The sequence below is a fragment of the Negativicutes bacterium genome (genome assembly GCA_018052945.1).
In the GTDB taxonomy this organism is placed as follows: domain Bacteria; phylum Bacillota; class Negativicutes; order JAGPMH01; family JAGPMH01; genus JAGPMH01.
Window position 1 is genome coordinate 1 of sequence record JAGPMH010000032.1, and the last position, 18,697, is coordinate 18,697.

General features: G+C 35.7%; 15 protein-coding genes. All 15 read right to left on the reverse strand.

All coding sequences use genetic code 11. The features are described from left to right. Positions 1 to 265 precede the first annotated feature (265 nt). The 15 genes from KBI38_05920 to KBI38_05990 all read right to left on the reverse strand — a co-directional run bounded on the left by KBI38_05920 (position 266) and on the right by KBI38_05990 (position 18,678). Positions 266 to 643 (reverse strand): MerR family transcriptional regulator, encoded by a 378-nt coding sequence (locus KBI38_05920; protein ID MBP8629594.1) that lies wholly within the window; start codon positions 641 to 643, stop codon positions 266 to 268. A gap of 246 nt (positions 644 to 889) precedes the next feature. Next, positions 890 to 2,059 (reverse strand): iron-containing alcohol dehydrogenase, encoded by a 1,170-nt coding sequence (locus tag KBI38_05925; protein MBP8629595.1) that lies wholly within the window; start codon positions 2,057 to 2,059, stop codon positions 890 to 892. Positions 2,060 to 2,295: 236 nt separating this feature from the next. Next, positions 2,296 to 4,125 (reverse strand): glutamine--fructose-6-phosphate transaminase (isomerizing), encoded by a 1,830-nt coding sequence (gene glmS, locus KBI38_05930; protein MBP8629596.1) that lies wholly within the window; start codon positions 4,123 to 4,125, stop codon positions 2,296 to 2,298. Positions 4,126 to 4,411: 286 nt separating this feature from the next. After that, positions 4,412 to 5,755, reverse strand: a complete 1,344-nt coding sequence (locus tag KBI38_05935; protein ID MBP8629597.1) for a phosphoglucosamine mutase — start codon at positions 5,753 to 5,755, stop codon at positions 4,412 to 4,414. 15 nt (positions 5,756 to 5,770) lie between these two features. Beyond that, positions 5,771 to 7,372 carry an NAD(P)/FAD-dependent oxidoreductase gene (locus KBI38_05940; protein ID MBP8629598.1) on the reverse strand — a complete coding sequence of 534 codons (1,602 nt, stop codon included), beginning with the start codon at positions 7,370 to 7,372 and terminating at the stop codon, positions 5,771 to 5,773. Positions 7,373 to 7,383: 11 nt separating this feature from the next. Then, the gene (locus KBI38_05945) at positions 7,384 to 8,307 is read right to left on the reverse strand and encodes a hypothetical protein (GenBank protein ID MBP8629599.1); all 924 of its coding nucleotides are present in this window, start codon (positions 8,305 to 8,307) and stop codon (positions 7,384 to 7,386) included. After that, positions 8,304 to 9,119 (reverse strand): diadenylate cyclase CdaA, encoded by an 816-nt coding sequence (cdaA, locus tag KBI38_05950; protein MBP8629600.1) that lies wholly within the window; start codon positions 9,117 to 9,119, stop codon positions 8,304 to 8,306. The genes KBI38_05945 and cdaA overlap by 4 nt, the downstream gene beginning before the upstream one ends. A gap of 312 nt (positions 9,120 to 9,431) precedes the next feature. Next, on the reverse strand, positions 9,432 to 10,511 hold the full coding sequence (locus tag KBI38_05955) for a branched-chain amino acid aminotransferase (GenBank protein MBP8629601.1): 1,080 nt from the start codon (positions 10,509 to 10,511) through the stop codon (positions 9,432 to 9,434). An 85-nt stretch (positions 10,512 to 10,596) separates the two neighbouring features. Then, on the reverse strand, positions 10,597 to 12,012 hold the full coding sequence (gene argH / locus KBI38_05960; protein ID MBP8629602.1) for an argininosuccinate lyase: 1,416 nt from the start codon (positions 12,010 to 12,012) through the stop codon (positions 10,597 to 10,599). After that, on the reverse strand, positions 12,005 to 13,225 hold the full coding sequence (locus KBI38_05965) for an argininosuccinate synthase (protein MBP8629603.1): 1,221 nt from the start codon (positions 13,223 to 13,225) through the stop codon (positions 12,005 to 12,007). Before KBI38_05965 ends, argH begins: the two co-directional genes overlap by 8 nt. Positions 13,226 to 13,237: 12 nt before the next feature. Further along, positions 13,238 to 14,170, reverse strand: a complete 933-nt coding sequence (gene argF / locus KBI38_05970; GenBank protein ID MBP8629604.1) for an ornithine carbamoyltransferase — start codon at positions 14,168 to 14,170, stop codon at positions 13,238 to 13,240. A gap of 76 nt (positions 14,171 to 14,246) precedes the next feature. Next, positions 14,247 to 15,443: an acetylornithine transaminase gene (locus tag KBI38_05975; GenBank protein MBP8629605.1), complete on the reverse strand. Its 1,197-nt coding sequence runs from the start codon at positions 15,441 to 15,443 to the stop codon at positions 14,247 to 14,249. Positions 15,444 to 15,469: 26 nt separating this feature from the next. After that, entirely contained in the window at positions 15,470 to 16,357 is an 888-nt protein-coding gene (gene argB / locus KBI38_05980; protein MBP8629606.1) for an acetylglutamate kinase, read from the reverse strand. A 59-nt stretch (positions 16,358 to 16,416) separates the two neighbouring features. Then, positions 16,417 to 17,622 carry a bifunctional glutamate N-acetyltransferase/amino-acid acetyltransferase ArgJ gene (gene argJ, locus KBI38_05985; protein ID MBP8629607.1) on the reverse strand — a complete coding sequence of 402 codons (1,206 nt, stop codon included), beginning with the start codon at positions 17,620 to 17,622 and terminating at the stop codon, positions 16,417 to 16,419. A gap of 21 nt (positions 17,623 to 17,643) precedes the next feature. Beyond that, the gene (locus KBI38_05990) at positions 17,644 to 18,678 is read right to left on the reverse strand and encodes an N-acetyl-gamma-glutamyl-phosphate reductase (GenBank protein ID MBP8629608.1); all 1,035 of its coding nucleotides are present in this window, start codon (positions 18,676 to 18,678) and stop codon (positions 17,644 to 17,646) included. Positions 18,679 to 18,697: the final 19 nt, after the last annotated feature.

Below are 18,697 nucleotides of genomic sequence, written 5' to 3' on the forward strand. Positions count from 1 at the left end.
GTTTTCACCATTGGAACTACCTTCTGCCCATTATTCATATTAGCTGAAACAATCGTACTAAAAGATAAACCCATTATTAAAATAGTAATAAAGATTGTTAATTTCTTCATAAATCCTCCTGTTTTATCAATAATCTGAAATCTGTTGATTATTATTGTAATTATTTTCTCATCAACAAATATTCCATACTATCATAAAAAATCCTTTAATTTACACTATTTTAATATTTTATCTTTAGTTTAACAAACTTTCTAAAAACAACTGCCTATTGTCGTAATAATTTCTCCTTTTCAAGAACAATATTTTCATAAGCAGCAATCTTATAATCAAGACGCTCCAATGTTTTTTGCATTTCTTCAATTTTTTCGGCAAGTTGGCGACGTTGTTCAATGAAAATTTCTTTGCGAGCCTGAATGGTCTCATCACCTTGTTGAAAAAGATTAACATATTCAATTAAAACTTCAATCGGTAAACCTGCACTTCTCATACATTTTATAAACTCAACCCACTTGCAGTCATCTTCACTATAATTTCTAATTCCGCCCTTAGTACGATTAACCGGTGGAATTAAGCCAATACGCTCATAATATCTAAGCGTATCTTGAGGTATATCAAGTTTTTTACTAACTTCCGTAATTGTCATATTATTTACCTCGCAAATAAATCATTTTCATACTTTGGGTTAGATAAAGATTAAACACTATGCACACCACAAAAAAATCAGCTCACTAAAAAACCTAAGATCCTTCATCAAGCTCAGTATAAAAAATTCACAATATAGAAACTATATTCCTCCTACCGTTTAACCATTGTTAAACAATCGTTTCACCACATTTTCACCATCGTTAACATTCCCCACATACTTATATTGTAGTAAAGCTACTATTTATTACAAGCACATTCTATAAATTTTTTCAACATCAACCGGTTTCAAAACCTTAAATCCATGTAAGACTGTCCCTGCACAGGCTTTTTCAGCCATGACTTTAAAGTTTTTATCATCAATTCCAAGTTCTGTTAAAGTACTTTGTAAACCTAATTTATTAAACAAGAAATCACTTAAGGCGACAATAGCTTGTTTTGCACCTTCCATCTCTGAAAGGTTTGCCTCTACCCCGAACACATTTACCCCAAACTTTTTAAAATCTTTCGCATTCGTTTCATCTAAAATATATTCCATCCAACGTGGTGTTAATATAGCAAGACCAAGTCCATGTGTAATATCATAAAAAGCTGATAATTCATGTTCCATCATATGACAGCTGGCAGCTTGCATTGCTCCTGTACTTAAAAAACCATTTAATGCCCAAGATGATGCCCACATCAAGTTCGCTCTGGCTTCATAATTATTTGGTTCTTCAACTGCTACCGGAGTGTATTTCACCACAGTTTTAATCACTGCTTCCATTACTTTATCAATCATATCCATTTTAGGGGCATTGGTAAAATAACTAATATCAAAAATATGTGACAAAATATCAGCGCCACCACATGCTGTTTGAAAAGCACTTACAGAATAAGTATTAGTCGGATCAAGGAATGATACCTTTGGTTGTAGTAGCGGATGAATTATCGCATATTTATCATTTGTTTCAATATTACTAATAACTGCTCCGGGATCCATTTCAGAGCCTGTTGCTGATAAAGTCAAAACTGTAACTATCGGTAAAGCTTTTGTTACTGTAGCTTTCCCCAATACTAGATCCCAACCATCACCATCATAAAAAGCAGCCGCGGCAATTGCCTTAGTACAATCAATAGTGGAACCTCCACCAACCGCTAATAGCACATCAATATTCTCTTTTTTACAAATTTCCGCACCCTTATTAACAGTGGTGTGACGTGGATTAGGCTCAACTCCAGCTAATTCAAATACTTCTAAGCCTGCTTTATTAAGTTCTGTTATAACCTTATCATAAAGACCTATTTTCTTGATTGACCCACCACCATAAGTTAGTAATACTCTCTTACCATATTCTTTTAACTCTGCACCCAAATTTTCTAAAGTGTTTTCTCCAAAGTAAATTTTAGTTGTATTTTGAAAAGTGAAATTATACATTTTATTACCCCTTTTATTTTAATTTATTATAAATTTTCGCAGGCACAACTTCCAACTCAAGTATTCTTCTATTGTATCTGACCTTACTTTTATTCAACTTAACCTCCTTATATTAAGCTCATAACCTCAGCTTAACACTTGGAGTTAACTCTAAGTCAATAGATATTTGGAATTAAATTATTTTACAATTAAAAGTAAAGCACCTCTTGTATTATAAACAAGAGGTGCTTTGAACTTTATTCTACTGTTACTGATTTTGCAAGGTTACGAGGTTTATCAACGTCACAACCTCTAGTGATTGCGGCGTAGTATGCTAATAATTGTAAAGGAATTACTGCTAATAATGGCGCTAATAATTCATCAGTTGTCGGTACTTTGATAACATGATCAACATATTTATCAATTTGCTCATCATCATTTAAAGCAATACCAATAACTACAGCATCACGAGCTTTTACTTCTTTAATATTACTTAATGTTTTCTCATATACTGATTTTTGCGTAGCTAAGGCAATAACAGGAACACCATCAACGATTAACGCTAATGTTCCATGTTTTAACTCACCGGCTGCATACGCTTCCGCATGAATATAAGAAATTTCTTTTAATTTTAACGATCCTTCTAACGCTACCGCGTAGTCTAACGAACGACCGATGAAAAATACATCTTCGTTAAAACCATATTGTTGTGCAAAAGTTTTAATCGGTTCAACATCTTCTAAAATTTCACTGATTTGTGCCGGAACTTTGCGTAATGAGGAAATTAAGCTTTTCGCATAATCTGCACTGATAGTTTCTTTTAAGCCAGCCATATAAGTTGCCAACATAAAGACAGTTATTAATTGAGTTGTATAAGCTTTCGTTGACGCAACAGCAATTTCAGGACCGGCCCAAGTATAAACAACTTGATCCGCTTCTCTGGCAATAGAAGAACCTACAACATTTGTTATCGCCATTGTTTTTGAACCTAATCTTTTAGCTTCTTTTAGCGCTGCTAAAGTATCACTAGTTTCACCGGATTGGCTGATAACAATAGTTAATGTGGACTCATCTAAAATCGGTGATCTATAACGGAATTCCGAAGCAATATCAACTTCTACCGGAATACGAGCTAATTTTTCAATATAGTATTTTCCAACAAAGCCGGCATGATAAGCCGTACCGCAAGCAACAATGAAGATTTTGCTAATGGATGATAAATATTCTTTGCTCCAATTTAATTCATCCATAATAACTGCTGAATCATCTTTTGCTAATCTTGCACTCATTGTTTCACGAATAGCTTTTGGTTGTTCATAAATTTCTTTGCACATGAAATGTTCATAACCGCCTTTTTCAGCAGCACCAGCATCCCAGTTTACTTCAAATACTTTTTTCGTAATAGGTACACCTTCACGGTTAGTTACCCATACTGAGTCTTTTGTTACAACGGCAGTTTCACCATCACTAATGATATAAGTTCTGCGTGTACGATTGATAATCGCCGGAATATCGGAAGCAATAAAGTTTTCACCTTCACCTAAACCGATTACTAATGGATTATCTTGTTTTGTACAAATTAATTTATCAGGCTCATGTTTAGACATAAATACTAAAGAATAAGAACCTTCAATTTTCTTTAAGACTTTTTTTACTGTTGATTGTAAATCGCCATCATATAATTCTTCTACTAAATGCGCTACAACCTCAGTATCTGTTTCTGATAAAAACTCATGTCCTTTAGCAATTAAATCTTCTTTTAGTTGTAAGTAGTTTTCAATAATACCATTATGCACAACTACAAAATTACCGGTACAATCGCTATGTGGATGAGAATTGCGATCTGATGGACGTCCATGAGTTGCCCATCTAGTATGACCTATTCCTAATTGACCCACCGGCATATTGGATTCAATTTTTTGTTCTAAAGAGCTTAAACGCCCTACACTTTTTTCAATAACAACATCAGTGCCATTAAATACCGCAATACCAGCTGAGTCATAGCCACGATATTCTAATTTAGTTAAACCTTCAATCAAAAATGGAGTTGCTTCGCCTGAACCAACATAACCAACAATACCACACATATTAAAGTCCTCCGTCTATATCAATAATTAATTATCACTTTTCTACTTACTCCGCTTTGTCTCACAAGTCTCCTTGTGGTTTTGTCGGCTATTAACGACGGTAGTCGCCGGAAGGCATCCGCTGAATATTCGATAAACCTTCACCTCGTCTTCTTGCAAGCAAGAACTAGCGCTTAAATATTCTTTTTTCCCTACCCTCCTTTTTCTTTTTTACACACAATACAGAGGAGCATCAAATACTCCTCTGTATTGTATCTATTTTAATATAATATTATGGTTTGGTCAACTAACCTTGCTGTTCTTTTACTATATCTGCAATAGTTTTGACAATTCTGTCTAGTTGTTCTTGATCCGGTCCTTCAGCCATTACTCTAATAAGTTGTTCCGTACCGGATGGACGAACTAAAATTCGGCCTAACTCACCTAATTCTTCTTCACCTTTTTTAATCGCCGCCATTATTTCAGTATTAGTTTCCCAACCATCTTTCGTCTTTACTCTAACATTAACTAATAATTGAGGGAACCTAGTCATAGAGCCTGCCAATTCGGATGCTTTTTTGCCACTACGCGCTACTGCTGCCGTTAATTGCAACGCTGTAATCAAGCCATCGCCAGTAGTACTGAATTCACTAAAAATAATATGTCCTGATTGTTCACCGCCCAGGTTATAACCATTAGCTAACATATTTTCTAAAACATAGCGATCACCCACCGGCGTTATTTCCAGTTTACCGCCATTAGCTTTGATAACTTGATGTAAGCCGATATTACTCATCACTGTTGTTACCAATGTATTTTCCTTTAGTAAGCCGTCTTTTAGCATTTCTAAGGCACAAATTACCATGATTTGATCACCGTCAATAATTTCACCTTTTTCATCAACAGCCAAACAGCGGTCAGCATCACCATCATGCGCAATCCCAATATCAGCTTTGTGCGCGATAACAGCTTTTTGTAAACCTTCCAAATGAGTAGAACCGCAGTTATGATTAATGTTTAAACCATTCGGCTTGTCGTTGATTACAACAACTTTAGCGCCTAAGGCTTTAAATACTTTCGGGCTAGCTTCAAACGCTGCACCATGAGAGCAATCTAAGACAATTTTCATTCCTTTGAAATCACCGGCAACTGTACTGATTGCATAATCAATATACTCATTAATTAATTCATGGCGATATTCAATAACGCCAACCTTTTCACCGGTTGGACGATGTAGATTTTCCAGCTCTTCCATCACTAAGTTTTCTAATTTATCTTCTACTTCATCCGGTAATTTATAACCTGTTCCGGCAAAGAATTTAATACCGTTATCTTGGTATGGATTATGTGATGCTGAAATAACCACACCGGCTTGAGCTCCTAATTTACGCGTTAAATAGGCAATTGCCGGAGTTGGTACAACCCCGATTAATACTGCTTTTCCACCCGCTGCACAAATGCCAGCCGCCAATGCCGCTTCTAACATTTGTCCTGATATTCTAGTATCACGACCAATTACCACTAATGGCTGAGTTAACATTTCTTGTCCAAATAACGCCGTTGCCGCTCGCCCTAATTTAAATGCCAATTCCGGTGTTAATGCGGTATTAGCAACTCCTCTTACCCCATCTGTTCCAAAAAGTCTTGCCATGTTATAGCCTCCATTTTACATCTTATATTTATTAATAATTTTTATAGCAACATTCATTCCGTCAATAGCAGCGCTCATAATTCCCCCAGCATAACCAGCACCTTCACCAGTTGGGTACAAGCCCTTCGTATTTAATGAAACCAACTCTTTATTGCGCACAATTCTCACCGGCGCTGAGGTTCTTGTTTCTACTCCCGTCATTACAACATTAGGAGCATCAAAGCCTTTGATTTTTTGACCGAAATAAGGTAATGCTTTAGCAATCGTAGTAGTTACGAATTTTGGTAAGCAGTCTCTAAGGTCTGCACTTTTTACCCCTGGTAAATAAGTCGGTTTTACCAAAAAATCGGTACTACCAACATTATTATTTAAAAAGTCTCCAACCGTTTGCATTGGTGCATTATAATTTTCACCACCAACCTCAAAGGCCAATTTCTCATATTTGCGTTGAAAAGAAATACCATCCAGCACATTTCCGCCAAAATCATCGGTATTAACTGTTACAATAATTGCACTGTTCGCTATGCCGGAATTTCTTTGGTAATTGCTCATACCATTAGTAACCACTTGATTTTCTTCGGAAGTTGCACCAACAACCATTCCTCCTGGACACATACAAAAAGAATACGCACTACGTTTTGTTTCTATATCATTATATACCAAGCTATAATCTGCCGCCGCTAAGTTTGCCGCACCGGCATATTCTCCATACTGCGCTTTATCAATAAGCTCTTGCGGATGTTCAATTCGCACCCCGATTGCAAATGGTTTTGCTTCGAGTTCAACGTTACGTTGATATAGCATTTCATAGGTGTCACGAGCACTGTGACCAATTGCCAATACCACAACTTCACACGGTAACGTTTCCTGTCCATTAAGGATAACTTCAGAAATTTCACCTTCGGTTATTTTAATGTCGGTTACTTTTGCTTTAAACCGAACTTCACCACCAGCCGCAATGATTTCTTGTCTCAAATATTTTACCAAGTTTCGCAGTTTGTCGGTACCGATGTGTGGTTTATGCAGATATTTTATTTCTTCTGGCGCTCCGGCTTTAACAAACAATTCTAAAATATCTTTCATTTTTTCATCGCTAACTCTAGTCGTCAATTTGCCATCCGAAAAAGTTCCGGCGCCACCTTCACCAAATTGAATATTAGATTCTGTTTTTAGGTTTCGGTTTTGCCAAAAGTCTGCCACAGCTTTTGTTCTGTCATCAATATTATCGCCACGCTCCACTACAATCGGTTTATAACCGTGTTGGGCTAAAGTGTATGCTGCTAAAAGTCCCGCTGGTCCTAAGCCGATTACAATCGGTGCATGCTTTAATTTTATATCGCCATATAAAATTTCTTCTCTTGGTCTATTAGGAGTAATCATTACATTATTATCTTTTTTAAATTTATTAATTAATTTTTGTTCATTTTCACTTATTCTTACATCTAAGCTATAGACAAAGTTAATTTTACTGTTATTGCGACGCCTCGCATCAATGGCTTTACGCACAACTACCACCTCAAGCACAGCCTGAAGTGGTAATTTTAAACGTTTAGCAACAGTTTTCTTTAAATCACTTTTATCGTCAAACGGTATCGCTAAATTGTTTATTCTAATCAAGTTTTATCTCCTCATTGTTTCTTCTTTTCCACACTGATATGAACATTAATCTTGTCTTTAATAACATTTATCCCCACTGGCAACTCTAATTTAACTTCTTTAATAATGTCTTTGTCAATATTAGCTAGCGCAATAGTTTCGGTATCAATTGCTTCAATCTTATCAACAATTCTCTGATCACCATAAATATCAATTTTTTCTGGCTCAGTTCTAATTGATTTTATCATATAATCTGCTAATAAATCATTACCTAATTTGGTTTTTATATCAACAGTTTTTTTGTACAACCCTTTTACCAAAGAAATATCAACATTAACACTCCGTGGAATAACTTTAACATTACTAACTTCCTTGCCCTCATTATTAACAGCAATCAATGGGACATCAATGGAAAAATCTTCGGCTTTGCCAGCTAAATTAATATAACCAAGCACCGCCTTAACACTATTAACGGCACTTTGAGGCCCTTCAACATAAACTTCACTAGTGGCCGGTAACGCTTTACCTAAACTTACCCCTGATGCCGGTACTCCTGATAAAGTAATATCAACCGGTACCGCTTTATTAATTATTTTTTCAATATCAATTGATAAATTTTCCGGAGTGACAGCTACTAATTCAAAGCCTTGTGGCAAGACAACTTGTATCTTTAAAGATTGTCGTCCTTCACTATGCCCTGCTAAATCAACGTACGCTTTAAATGAAGTTTCAGAAACGAACATCAAGGCATTACGTTGTGTTCTTACTTTAATTTTTACATTTTCAATATTGTAATCAACACTATAGCCTTCTAAGTTGTTAGAGACTTCTAAGGGAACGGTAAACGTACTTTCCACCGGAGGATTTTGCTCATTCATAACAAAAAACCATAAGAAAACCGCAAATAACAATGCACAAATTTTCGCAAAAATATTTTTGTATAAAGTTATATTCATTTTGTCAGCCTCCAGTTCAATAAATCATTTAAGGCTGATGGTTTAGCTGTAAATAATGGTCTTAATAATTGTTTCAATTTATCTGAGTCTAAATGTCTTACTAATCTACCGGCTCTGGCTACTGAAATAATGCCAGTTTCTTCACTGACTACAATAATAACCGCATCCGTTTGCTCGCTAAGACCAAGGGCGGCTCTATGTCTCGTTCCTAATTCTTTACTAAGTGAGCGGTCTTCCGTTAACGGTAATAAACAGCCGGCAGCCGTCATTCTGTTCCCCCGCAAAATAGCCGCACCATCATGTAGCGGTGTATTAGGAATAAATACATTTATTAAAAATTCTGAAGATACAATTCCATCAATTTTAATCCCCGTATCACTGTAATCATTTAAAACGCTTTCTCGCTCTAATACTATCAGTGCCCCAATCTTGTTTTGCGATAACACCGTAACTGTTTTATCAAGTTCATTTAATAGATTTTCCGCTTCTTCTTTATTAAGTCTGGTTTTGCCAAAAAACTTGCCTCGGCCAATATGTTCTAACGTTCTGCGCAATTCAGGTTGAAAAACAATTGGCAAAGCTACAAATAATACTGTTAGTATTTTTTGCATAATCCAATTGATCACATTTAGTCCCACCCAATTACTAATCAGCGTAATTGCCAGTAGCACTAATAATCCTTTTAATAATACCATTGCTCTCGTATCTTTAATATAAATATACATTTTGTATAATAAAAAAGCTACCACTGCAATATCTATTATATCCAAAAATGTAATTGTCGACATTAAACCTTGTAATTGTATCGGCATAGACAAAACCCCTTAAATAGTCTTATTATTTGCTATTCTTCTTGCATGTATTAAATACCTTTTTGAAAAAAATTTTTTTTTATTTTTTTGTAAAAATAGGTTAAAAGTCGTGAAAATATTAAGATAAAAACAGAAAATTAGTAGCAATTTTTTAGGTTGCTACTAATTTTATATTATATTTAAATTTTCAATAATCCTCTTACATTCTTATTAAAAACTATTCTTGCTAGTCTGTATTTAGTTTGAACTAACTAATCTATCACAAAAAATGCATGTTGAATTTTAACTTCAACATGCATCAATATTTATATATTAAATTGTTGTTACTTTTTCAATCCAACCTAATTCATCTTCAACTTTGCCATATTGTAATCCAGTTATATAATCAAATAAACGTTGCGCAAATGGACCTGTTTTATTATTGTTAATTACCATTTTTTCACCATTGTAATATAATTCTCCAACCGGTGAAATTACTGCAGCAGTACCTGAACCAAATACCTCTTCCAATTTTCCGGCTTTATAGGCCTCATGTACTTCTTGGATACTGATACGTTTTTCAACTACCGGAACACCCCAAGTTTTTGCCACTTCAATAACACTTTTGCGAGTTATTCCCCCTAAAATACTACCACATAATGAAGGAGTAACAATTTGTCCATCAATTTTAAATAAAATATTCATAGAGCCTACTTCTTCAATATATTTTCTTTCAATACCATCTAGCCATAAGCTTTGTGCATAACCTTTTTCATGAGCTGTAACACCCGCTCTTAGGCTAGCAGCATAATTTGCCGGAGTTTTAGCCTCTCCTAAACCACCCGGTACCGCTCTAACATATTTTTCTTCTACCATTATCTTTACGGGATTAAACCCAGCCGCATAATACGCTCCAACCGGTGATAAAATAATTAATAATTTATAGGTAGAACTTACATTAACACCTAAGTAATTATCAGTAGCAAAAATAAATGGTCTGATATATAAGCTTGTTCCTTCTTGATCTGGAACCCAATTTTTATCTAATTCAATCAACTTCCGTAGTCCCCTATGAACAACATCAACCTCAACATTAGGAATACACATAATGCTTGCGGATCGATTCAAACGGTTTAAATATTCCAAGGGTCTAAATAGTACAATATCACGATCTTGTTTAAAAGCTTTAATTCCTTCAAAAATTGCCTGTCCATAATGAAGCGTAGTATTAGCAGGGTTAATATTTAAATCACGATATGGTACAACGCGTGGATTATGCCAACCTTCTTCAGGATTATAGTCCATTTCAAACATATGATCCGTAAAGTATTTGCCAAACCCTATTTGTGATACGTCCGGAATTTCTTTAAATGTTTTTGCCTTTTCAATAGTAATCTCCGTCACTAAAAACATCCCCTTAGCCCTAAAAAATTTATTCCAAAACCCATGTCAGAGAATGACACGGGTTTTGGAAATAATCATAAAAATATTATTAATATTATATTGCTATTTCTGTATACCTGTCAAGAACGTTTTGTTGTTTCTTCATGATTTCAGCAGCGTTTTTTAAACTTTGTTCAACCTGACTGTACGAAGTTCCACCGTAGGAGTTACGATTTGCTACACATGTTTCAACTTTGATTTCTTCTAAAATGTCCTCGTCAAATAACGGGGAAAATTGTTTGAATTCTTCCAAGGTTAAGTCCATTAACCATTTATCTTGTTCAATACAATAACTAACACTTTTGCCGGCAACTTCATGAGCATCTCTAAACGGCAAGCCTTTTTTCACTAAATAATCAGCCATATCCGTCGCATTGGAAAAATCCTCTTTAGTTGCTAACAACATTTTTTCTTTATTTACTCTCATGGCTTTAATCATTTGAGCGTAAACACTTAGGCTAAATTTAACAGTATCAATAGTGTCAAATAAACCTTCTTTATCTTCTTGTAAATCTTTATTATAAGCAAGCGGTAAACCTTTTGCCGTAGTTAACATCGCCATTAAGTGACCGATAACACGACCTGTTTTACCTCTTACTAACTCTGATACATCCGGATTTTTCTTTTGTGGCATCATGCTTGATCCAGTACAATGTGCATCATCCAACTCGATGAAAGAAAATTCTTTGGAACACCATAGAATTATTTCCTCGCTAATTCGACTAAGATGCATCATTAAGATTGAAGCAAATGATAAAAATTCCAAGATATAGTCTCTATCACTAACAGCATCTAAACTGTTAGCATAAATTTGCGCAAAATTTAATTGTTCAGCCACATAATGCCGATCAATAGGGAAAGTTGTCCCCGCTAAAGCACCTGCTCCTAACGGCATAATATCGGCTCTGTCATAGACACCTTCTAAGCGCGCAAAATCTCTATTTAGCATATAAAAATAAGCTAACATATGATGTGAAAATAAAATTGGTTGTGCTCTTTGCAAATGCGTATAACCAGGCATAATAACGTCGGAGTTTTTTTGTGCCATTTCCACAAAAGATTCTTCTAGTTCTATTAAAAGCTTTGCAATATTTGCTACTTCTTTACGCACATACATATGAGTATCTAACGCCACTTGATCATTACGACTGCGTGCTGTATGAAGTTTACCACCGGCAACTCCAATTCGTTCTGTTAACCGTTTTTCAATATTCATATGAATATCTTCTAATGCAATATCAAATGAAAAATTGCCACTTTCAATATCATTTAATATCGCAGTTAGACCATTTACGATATCTTTATGATCTTTTTCTGTAATAATATTACATTTTTTTAGCATTGTCGCATGAGCAATACTGCCTTTGATATCTTCATAATACATTCGTTTATCAAAGTCAATTGAAGCTTGAAATTCATTAATCATTTCATCTGTTGTTTTAGAAAATCTACCGCCCCACAACTTAGCCATTTTTTTTGCTCATTTCTTGTTGCATTAAGGCTCTAACTTTTAGTGGTAAACCGAATAAGTTAATAAATCCTTCTGCATCAGCTTGGTTATAAACTTCATCTTCTTCAAATGTTACAAACTCTTGACTATATAAGGAGTATGGAGATTTTGAACCGGCGGACATAATATTACCTTTATATAATTTTAAACGCACTGTACCGGTCACAGTTTGTTGCGTAGTATTAACAAAAGCATCTAATGCTTCACGTAATTGTGAGAACCACATGCCATCATATACCAATTCACCATAGCGGATTGCTACTTGTTCTTTATAATGATATAACGCCCGATCTAAGGTTAAATATTCAAGTTCGCGGTGTGCATAGTATAGAATTGCTCCACCCGGATTTTCATAAATACCGCGTGATTTCATCCCTACTAAACGGTTTTCCACAATATCAGTAATACCGATACCGTTAGCCGCTCCTAATTCATTGAGCTTAACCATTAATTCTACTGCACCCATTTTAACGCCATCGACAGCAACCGGAGTTCCTTTTTCAAATTCCACTTCTACGTATGTAGCAACATCAGGAGCTGCCTCTGGAGATTTAGTTACCAAATACACACTGTCTTTAGGCGCATTCCATGGATCTTCAAGGTCTGAACCTTCATGGCTCAAATGCCAAATGTTACGATCCATACTATATACTTTATTGCCTTTTGCTACAGGAATGTTATGTTTTTCGGCATACGCAATCGCATCTTCACGTGATTTAATATCCCATTCACGCCAAGGAGCAATTATTTTAAGTTCAGGGGCTAACGCTTTTACCGTAAGTTCAAATCGCACTTGGTCATTACCTTTACCGGTAGCACCATGGGCAATGGCATCAGCACCTTCTTTTTTAGCAATCTCTACTAATGCTTTCGCTATAATAGGTCTAGCAAAAGAAGTTCCTAGTAGATATTTCCCTTCATATACTGCTCCAGCTTTTAAAGTAGGCCATACATACTCTTCTAAGAATGGTTTTGTTAAATCTTCAATATAAACTTTAGATGCACCTGACGCTAGTGCTTTGTCGTGAACAACATTTAATTCATCACCTTGACCTACGTCAGCACACATAGCGATAACTTCACAACCGTCATAATTTTCTTTAAGCCACGGAATGATTACCGAAGTATCAAGTCCACCGGAATATGCTAAGACAACTTTTTTAATTTTACTCATTTTTACACTCCTCTATTTATCAGCCATAAGCAAGGCCATAATTGCTTTTTGAACATGCAGACGATTTTCCGCTTCATCAAAGACTACTGATTGACCGCCTTCCAATACATCTTCAGTAATTTCTTCACCGCGATGTGCTGGTAAACAATGCATTACAATCGCATCAGTTTTAGCTAAATCCATCAAGGTTTGATTTACTTGATAATCTTTAAAAATTGCGATGCGTGCTTTTTGCTCAGCCTCTTGTCCCATACTAGCCCAGACATCAGTATAAACAACATCAGCATTTGCCACAGCAAGCTTGATGTCATCCGTAATAGTTATAGTTGCACCAGTTAAGGCAGCATCTGCTTTAGCATTGAGAATAACAGTAGCATCAGGCTCATAGCCTTTTGGCGTTGCAATTGCTATATCCATACCTACTTTAGCAGCAGCGTACATCAAGGAATTAGCCATATTATTGCCATCACCGACATATGCTAATTTCAAGCCTTTTAATTCACCTTTATGTTCTCTTATTGTTAACAGGTCTGTTAACGCCTGACATGGATGTAATAAGTCAGTTAAGCCATTAATAATTGGAATATCTGCATATTGGGCCAGTTCAATAATACCATCATGTGAAAAAGTTCTAATCATAATTCCATCAACATATCTTGATAAAACTCTTGCTGTATCTTTAATTGGCTCACCACGACCGATTTGCAAATCATTACTTGATAAGAATAAGGCATGTCCCCCAAGTTGATACATCCCAACTTCAAAAGAAACTCTAGTTCTAGTTGATGACTTTTCAAAAATCATCCCCAAAGTTTTACCTTTTAATAAGTGGTGTTCTATGCCTGATTTTTGCTTTGCCTTTAAGTCAGTTGCCAAATCTAATATTTTATAAACTTCTGCTGTCGTCAATTCATGAATTGATAATAAATCTTTTCCTTGCATGATAATAAAACCCCCATTTAACCATTATACCATGATAAACACTATTTTTTAACTATGGTTTTAATTTTACTTTAGTCTTTTAATTATTAAAGTCCTTTAAAACTTTATCTACAATTGTTAGCACTTCATCAATATGTTTTGTAGTGATATTAAGTGGTGGTACAAATCTTAAAACATTACCGGCCGTACAATTAATAATTGCTCCATACTTCATGCATTCATTAACTATATCACGTCCCATTTGGGTTAGCTCCATACCGATAATAAGTCCTTTACCTCTAACTTCAGTTATCAGTTGCGGATATTTATCTTTTAATTTATTTAATTCTTGGAAAAAGTATTTTTCCATATCATTAACATTTTTTAATAATTTTTCTTCTTCAATAACATCAAGTACAGCATTAGCTGCCGCGCAAGCTAATGGATTACCGCCGAAAGTAGAACCATGGTCACCGGGCACAAAAACTTGCGCTACTTTGTCACTAGCAATAAAAGCACCAATCGGCACTCCACCGCCCAAACCTTTGGCTAAAGTCACTATATCCGGTTTCATACCATAATGTTCATAAGCAAACATTTTACCGGTACGTCCAACACCTGTTTGAATTTCATCTAAAATTAACAAGGCATTGTATTTTTCGCATAAAGCCTTTACTTGTGCTAAATAATTGTCTTTTGGTAAATTAACGCCACCTTCACCTTGAATCGGTTCAAGCATAACAGCGCAAGTTTTATCAGACATCATTTTTTCCAAAGTTTCAATATCATTGTACGGAGCATAATCAAAGCCACTCATTAGCGGTTCAAAACCTTCTTGATATTTAGGTTGAGCAGTCGCTACCAATGTTGCTAAAGTTCTACCATGAAATGATTTATTCGCCGTAATGATTTGAACTTTATCTTTCGCAATAGTTTTACCATATTTACGTGCAAGTTTAATAGCACCTTCGTTTGCCTCAGCTCCACTGTTTGCTAAAAAAACTTTACCTAAACCACTAAGTTTAACCAATTTTTCAATCAATACCGCTTGTACTTCCGTATAGTAAAGATTGGAGCAATGAATCATTTTTCCGGCTTGTTCACTGATTGCCTGTACTAATTTAGGGTGAGCATGACCTAGTGCATTAACGGCAATACCTGCTAAAAAATCAATATATTTATTATCTTCCGCATCATAAACATACGGACCTTCACCATGCGATAAGACTAATTGGTATCTAGCAAATACCGGCATATAGTAATCTTTTTCAGTTTTGATAATTTCATTTATTTCCATTGTTATCCCTCCAATTAAATTAGAATTTATTTAACAACTTCCGTACCGATCCCTTCCGGTGTAAACACTTCTAACAGTAAGGAGTGTGGCTGACGGCCATCAATAATATGAGTTTTATTAGCACCGGCTTCCAACGCTCTTAAACAAGCCTCAACTTTCGGTATCATTCCTCCGGCAATAGCACCTTCTTCAATCATGCTTTGTGCTTCTTTTCTCGTTAAGGTTGAAATCAACGAACTTTTATCATGATAATCAGCATAAATCCCTTCGATATCCGTTAACAACAATAATTTTTCTGCTTGCAATGCTCCGGCAACCTCTGCCGCCACATAATCAGCATTGATATTAAAGCTCTCATTATCTTTTCCGACACCAATTGGAGCAATTACCGGAATATAGCCATTATCCAGTAATGTATTTAATACCTCAGTATTAATTTTCGTAACATCACCCACAAAACCAATATCAACTTTTTTCGTAACACCATTTTCATGGACAACTGCTAAATGTTTTTTAGCTTTGATAAGATCGCCATCTTTACCACTAAGGCCTACTGCTGTAACACCTTGTGCATTCAATAAACTAACAATATCAGTATTAATTTTACCAACTAAAACCATCTCAGCAATAGTAACCGTTTCTTTATCGGTAACTCTAAGACCACTAACAAATTCAGTTTCTTTGCCAACTTTTTTCAAAAAACTAGTGATATCAGGTCCGCCACCGTGTACTACAACCGGTTTCATCCCTACATATTTCATTAAAATTATATCTTGAATTACTTTCTTTTTTAAATCTTCATTAATCATAGCATTACCGCCATACTTAATAACTACGGTTTTGCCAAAAAACCCTTGAATATACGGCAGTGCATCTATCAAGATCCCTGCTTTTGCTTCATTTGTAAATTCCATCTTGAAAATCCTCCATATCGGTAAAAAGCGTAGGAGACCTACGCTTTTGCCACTGTTATTTAAGTGTGATACTCTCCATTTATTTTCACATATTCATAAGATAAATCACAAGTCCAAACCGTAGCACTTTCAGTCCCTAACCCTAAATCAATATTAACAGCAATATCATGCTCTGCCATTACTTCTTTCAACGCTTCTTCATCAAACTTACATCCAGTACCATTTTTATATACAGCAATATCACCAAGTGCTACAGTAGTTTTTTCCGGAACCATTTCAGCTCCGGCATAACCAACCGCACAAATAATTCTTCCCCAGTTAGGATCTTGTCCGAAAAATGCTGTTTTCACTAATGGTGATTTAGCTACGCTCATTGCAATTTTCTTGCCATCTTCAAATGTTTTTGCACCGGTAACATTTACAGCTAAAAATTTAGTAGCACCCTCACCATCACGTGCCACCAATTTAGCTAAATCAGTACAAATCGTTAACACAGCTTCTTCAAACACTTTATAATCATCGTTTTCTGTTGTTATTTTTGGATTTTCCGCCATACCATTCGCTAGTAATGTTACCATATCATTTGTACTAGTATCACCGTCAACAGAAATCATATTGAAAGATTTTTTGATAGCTTTACTCAAGGCTTGTTGTAATAAAGTAGCTTCAATCGCTACATCGGTTGTAATAAAACACAACATCGTTGCCATATTGGGGTGAATCATCCCCGACCCCTTAGCAATCCCACCAATTTTAACACTTTTACCACCCAGTTCAAATTCATAAGCCACCGTCTTATTATAAATATCAGTAGTCATAATAGCTTTACTCGCTTCATTACTACCATTATAATCTAAAGCTTGAACTGCTTGTTTAATACCACTTGCTATTTTGTCCATCGGCAATGTAACACCGATTATTCCAGTGGAAGAAACAAAAACTTCCTCTTGCTTAATACCCAATTCTTGAGCAGTTAATTGAGCCATTTCATTGGCATCTATCAACCCTTGCTCACCAGTACAGGCATTAGCACAACCAGAGTTAACTACTACCGCTTTAGCTTTTCCAGCTTTCGCAACTTTTCTTGATACTACAACCGGTGCTGCCGCCACTAAATTAGTTGTAAATACGCCCGCAGCCTCAGCCATAACATCACTTGTTATTACTGCCATATCGAGTTTACCACTTTTTTTAATACCAGCCTTTATCCCACTTGCTTTATATCCGATAGCAGCTGTTACGCCACCTTCTATTTTCTTTAACATTTTATCTTCCTCCAATTAATTTTATGGATAGACCGGAGCATTGTCCAGTCCTGTTTTTTCAGACAAATTAAACATTACATTAAAATTCTGAATGGCTTGACCAGCAGCACCTTTCACTAAATTATCAATCGCCGATAAAACAATCACCCTGCCGACCCTCTCATCAATATGCCAACCTAAGTCACAAAAATTTGAACCTCTGGTATTTTTAGTGGCCGGATAAGCCCCACGCCCTAATAATCTAATAAAAAATTCCTCACCATACATAGCGGTAAAAGCTTCATCAACTTTTTCTGCTGTAACAGCTGGTTTAAGTTTAGCATAGCAACTACTTAAAATTCCTCTTGACATCGGAATAAGATGTGGCGTAAAACTTATCACAATTTCCTTAGTGGCAAGCTGACTAAGGGCTTGCTCTATTTCCGGAGTATGGCGATGACCACCAACATTATACGCTTTTAAATTATCATACATTTCTGCAAAATGAGTGTTTAGACTAGCCCCACGACCAGCACCCGAAATTCCAGATTTTGCATCAACAACAATAGTATCACAATCAATTAAATCAGCTTTAACTAACGGTGCTAACGCTAAAATGCTAGCACTGGTGTAGCAACCAGCATTACCAACAATTTTCGCAGTTTTAATTTGCTCACGATTAAGCTCCGTTAAGCCGTAAACAGCTTTGGCCTCTTTATGTGTATGTTTTACCTTATACCACTGTTCGTACACAGCAGTGTCAGCAAAACGGTAATCAGCACCTAAATCAATAATTTTTACCGCATATTGTTCTAACTGTTTACCTACAGCCATAGCATGGCCATGTGGTAACCCGATAAAAATAACATCACTAGCTTTTGCTATTTTTTCGATTTCCTGCATACTGATGAGTTTATCACTATAAATTTTTCGAAAATGTCCATAAGTTTCATCAATCCCTATCCCGGTTTGACTTTCTGATGTAATATATACAATTTCAACCATCGGATGGTTGTGCAATAATCTTAACAATTCAGCTCCGGCATAACCGGTAGCACCTATAACACTGACCTTCACAATAATACCCCCTTTAACT